The organism is Holdemanella sp. MSK.7.32 (genome assembly GCF_024460475.1).
Lineage (GTDB): Bacteria > Bacillota_I > Bacilli_A > Erysipelotrichales > Erysipelotrichaceae > Holdemanella.
This window is the reverse complement of the sequence record NZ_JANFYN010000088.1, coordinates 1-2,980: the sequence shown is the minus strand read 5'-3', so window position 1 is coordinate 2,980 and position 2,980 is coordinate 1. Positions and strand designations below refer to the sequence as shown.

Here is a 2,980-nt window from a genome sequence, read left to right as displayed (position 1 = left end):
AACCGCTGACCCTCTGCTTGTAAGGCAGATGCTCTCCCAACTGAGCTAAACCTCCGTAAGTGCCTATTTATAATAGCACCGAGTTAAAATAAATGCAAGCACTTTTTGTAAAAATTATTTGAATTTTTATTTTACTAAGAATCAAGGCTAAAATAATAGACAAAATCACAATAATCAATGTTTCTTTTGTTCCTTTATATAGGACTACTACAAGGAATACATAGAGTAAAAAATTTAAAATGGTCGTACTGGATATTGTGTTATCTGTATATGTGAAGCATGTGCTAAATAGTATGGCTAAAAGAATGGTTGAAAGAATCCATCCTTTCGTATCTTGTCGATTGGCTGACCATACTAAATAACTAAATATTGTCCAAATTAAAGTGAATAGTATCCATGTTAGAAACATATCTTTTGGCATTGTGTGTGCAAGTATCGTTGAGAATAGTGAATAACTTACAAAACAAACAATGTTGAATAGGGTTGTATTTAACATAGATGTTTTTTCAGAATGTGAATAAAGTGCGATAATGCAGTTTGTGAAGATCCATAATGGTAAGTTTGATAACAATTTGGTTGGATCAAAATATATGATAAATGGCTTAATAAATTCTATATTTACTGGTATAAAGGATACGAATCCGAATACTACAGCTATTAAGGCAATACAGATTGTAAATAGCCATGTGTTGTTGCTGCTTTTCCTTTTCATTATTTTTAAACCTTCTTTGAATAGATTGTTGCGATGGCTAAAAATAAGATACCTATATATAGGAATGTATAAGTCAGGTTATAGGCGAATATAAATAAGCAGATGGCTGCGATTAAATATAAGATTGATGATACGATATTTTTGTTCATAAAGGTCCTCCTAATGGAACAAATTATATCACACAAAAAGAAAAACTCCCATTGGGAGCTTTTGAAACAGCATTAAGAGAAAAGGGAATAGGATATGAATAAGTGTTCTGCTGTTTACGGTTTAATGTTAAATGATTTTCCTTAAATTGAGCTTAATCTTCCATGCGGGATAAAAGAATCATTAATCCTGCAGAAACTGTATTGATTGGATCGTCTGTGACAAAGATTGGACATCCTATTGTGTTTTGTAGATAGGAAGGTAGTCCATTTAATAACATGGATCCACCACAACATATGATTCCGCGAGTTTTTACATCTTGCTGCATTGTGATTGGCAAGCTAGATAAAAATTGTAGAATCCAGTTGGCCCATTGTTGTACTAAGGGTGTTAGGATTCCAACTATTTGATTTTCGTTAATGATTGCGGATTTTAGTACATGACTATTTTGGTCCATGCCAACAACTTCAAGACTTTTGGGATTTTGCTGAATATTAACCTGTCCAATCTTACGCTTGATTTTTTCAACTTGTTTTGTTGATACATTCATGTTGTAGGAGTTAAATAGCCAGTTTTTAATGGCGATGTTGATTGTACTTCCAGATACGTTGCAACGAGATTTTTTGATCATCTTGCCGTTTTGGAAGATTGCGATATCACAGTTTGAAGAACCGATGTTTAATACACAGCTAGCAACGGGTAAAAATAAATCGAGTTTTGCGCCAATAGCAGCAATCCAAATTTCTTGTTCAAAATAAACGCGGTAAGCACCTAAATCTTCAAGGTGTTCTTTCAATATGTCGCATGATTCTTTACTGAAACTAGTTGGATAGCTGACCAATAAAACAGTTTTTTGAAACATACGAAAAGCTTTGTGTTCATATAGTAGTTGTTCTAGGAGTATGTCTAGAACGTCAAAGTTAATTGGATTTTCACGTAAGGGAGATATTACTTTAATATTTGAATCCATGGATTCGATTAAATCCTTAGCGTCTTCACCAATGCCTAAAACATGATTTTGCCCATCAAGCGCAACCATGCATGGCTCATTATATAGTAGACCATCTTCTTGTGTACAAAGTCGAATGTAGTTTGTACCCAAATCAATTCCCATTTGAATCATGTAACCCCTCCTAATATATGCCTATATTTTACACCAGGTTAAATTGTGATACAATATGCATGCATTCCTACATATATAAATGAACAAAATTGAAAAAATCCAAATACCGAATATAAAGGATACATCGCTTTTGGTAGTGCTGGACTCTATTGAGTTAGAAAAAACTTTAGGCTATCATGATTTATTTTTGTTGTGGAGTCCAACGTTTCAAAAAGCAGGTATTCCTGTATATATTGTTTTTCCAGATGAGTCGAAACAATTGAAAGAGTATTGTCAGTATTATAATACATATATTCATTATGTTTCAGATCTTGAATTGATTAAACGATTGGATTGTATCCAAGAAAAGATTGTGTTTGGTAAAAAATATTCAGTGATTTTGTCAAAAATGTATGTTGTGCATAATGGATATTTGTTTGAGGAGCAAAAAAGAATAAATAATAAAACAATAAAAAAGCTTTATATAAAGGCTCTTGAATTAAAATTTGAAAATTTTATAAAAAAAATTAAAAATTCCGTTGACATCCCAAATATCCTTTGGTAATATAAATGAGCGCAAACGAGTTTGCGATGAAAAAACATGGAGGTTTAGCTCAGTTGGGAGAGCATCTGCCTTACAAGCAGAGGGTCAGCGGTTCGAGCCCGTTAACCTCCACCATGTTGATGGAGAAGTAGCGAAGTGGCTAAACGCGGCTGACTGTAACTCAGTTCCTTTTGGTTCGGCAGTTCGAATCTGTCCTTCTCCACCACTTATTGGGGTATAGCCAAGCGGTAAGGCACAGGACTTTGACTCCTGCATTTCCCTGGTTCGAATCCAGGTACCCCAGCCATTATTTGTTGCAGGTGTAGTTCAATGGTAGAACTTCAGCCTTCCAAGCTGACTACATGAGTTCGATTCTCATCACCTGCTCCATTTATTTTAATCCCTTTGTATGGCAAGTTTTGGAGGTTTAGCTCAGTTGGGAGAGCATCTGCCTTACAAGCAGAGGGTCAGCGGT

At 34.6% G+C, this 2,980-nt stretch carries 4 protein-coding genes and 4 tRNA genes; 5 read left to right on the top strand and 3 right to left on the bottom strand.

Going from position 1 to position 2,980, the window contains the following annotated elements; translation table 11 throughout:
• Positions 1 to 67 precede the first annotated feature (67 nt).
• The 3 genes from NE544_RS11820 to NE544_RS11810 form a co-directional block, all read right to left on the bottom strand.
• A complete protein-coding gene (locus tag NE544_RS11820) occupies positions 68 to 712 on the bottom strand; it encodes a hypothetical protein (protein ID WP_118114276.1) in 645 nt (214 codons plus the stop codon).
• A gap of 5 nt (positions 713 to 717) precedes the next feature.
• Positions 718 to 861: a hypothetical protein gene (locus NE544_RS11815; RefSeq protein ID WP_256269475.1), complete on the bottom strand. Its 144-nt coding sequence runs from the start codon at positions 859 to 861 to the stop codon at positions 718 to 720.
• Positions 862 to 1,013: 152 nt separating this feature from the next.
• A complete protein-coding gene (locus NE544_RS11810; RefSeq protein WP_256269474.1) occupies positions 1,014 to 1,982 on the bottom strand; it encodes a rod shape-determining protein in 969 nt (322 codons plus the stop codon).
• 79 nt (positions 1,983 to 2,061) lie between these two features.
• Here NE544_RS11810 and NE544_RS11805 point away from each other — a divergent pair, with 79 nt between their 5' ends.
• The 5 genes from NE544_RS11805 (at position 2,062) to NE544_RS11785 (ending at position 2,895) form a co-directional block, all read left to right on the top strand.
• Positions 2,062 to 2,526: a hypothetical protein gene (locus NE544_RS11805; RefSeq protein WP_256269473.1), complete on the top strand. Its 465-nt coding sequence runs from the start codon at positions 2,062 to 2,064 to the stop codon at positions 2,524 to 2,526.
• Positions 2,527 to 2,564: 38 nt separating this feature from the next.
• Positions 2,565 to 2,640, top strand: a tRNA-Val gene (locus NE544_RS11800).
• Positions 2,641 to 2,647: 7 nt separating this feature from the next.
• Positions 2,648 to 2,731: transfer RNA gene (locus NE544_RS11795), tRNA-Tyr, on the top strand.
• Between the two features lie 5 nt (positions 2,732 to 2,736).
• A tRNA-Gln gene (locus tag NE544_RS11790) sits at positions 2,737 to 2,812 on the top strand.
• A 9-nt stretch (positions 2,813 to 2,821) separates the two neighbouring features.
• Positions 2,822 to 2,895: transfer RNA gene (locus NE544_RS11785), tRNA-Gly, on the top strand.
• Positions 2,896 to 2,980: the final 85 nt, after the last annotated feature.